The sequence below is a fragment of the Neisseria sp. P0021.S006 genome (assembly GCF_051956895.1).
This window is the reverse complement of record NZ_JBQCWZ010001115.1, coordinates 1-494: the sequence shown is the minus strand read 5'-3', so window position 1 is coordinate 494 and position 494 is coordinate 1. Positions and strand designations below refer to the sequence as shown.

At 38.7% G+C, this 494-nt stretch carries 1 protein-coding gene; it reads left to right on the top strand.

Going from position 1 to position 494, the window contains the following annotated elements; translation table 11 throughout:
* Positions 1–104: 104 nt before the first annotated feature.
* Positions 105–494: IgG-binding virulence factor TspB family protein (locus ACTHUM_RS19020; RefSeq protein WP_440403832.1), on the top strand; the 390-nt coding region annotated here is incomplete at its 3' end.

Below are 494 nucleotides of genomic sequence, written 5' to 3'. Positions count from 1 at the left end.
CAATAAGGCATGTTTTGAAGTTTTATTTAAAGATAATTCAGTTTTCACTATTGGAAATGGTGAAATAAATGTTACGGGTTTTGACAATAATTTTTCTATTAGGTTTGAGCTTTGAATCTTTTGCTGGTGATTTGCAAGTTAGAAACGGTAAATTAGCCTATCCTTTGACTGAAAAATTTAATGAAAATGGTTTCAGACCTTGGAAAATTATTGGTGGTGGAATTGATCAAGAGTATCAGTCTAGATTCGACAAATCACTTCATGTTCGCGAAGCCTCTACCGGTCTCCGTTCCGCCTCAACTGTACCCGTAACGATAGAAGCCCAAGTATCTCGAAAAGCCGTCCTTTCAGGCGCATTTCGCCTGGTAAAAGCAGGTGCAAAACTTGCTTTAAAAGCTGCTCCTTATGTTGGTGCTGCTTCATATGCTTATGATGCCTATCAGGCCGTTAATCCGTCTCTTGAATCTGCTGGATATGAATACAATGATGTAAGC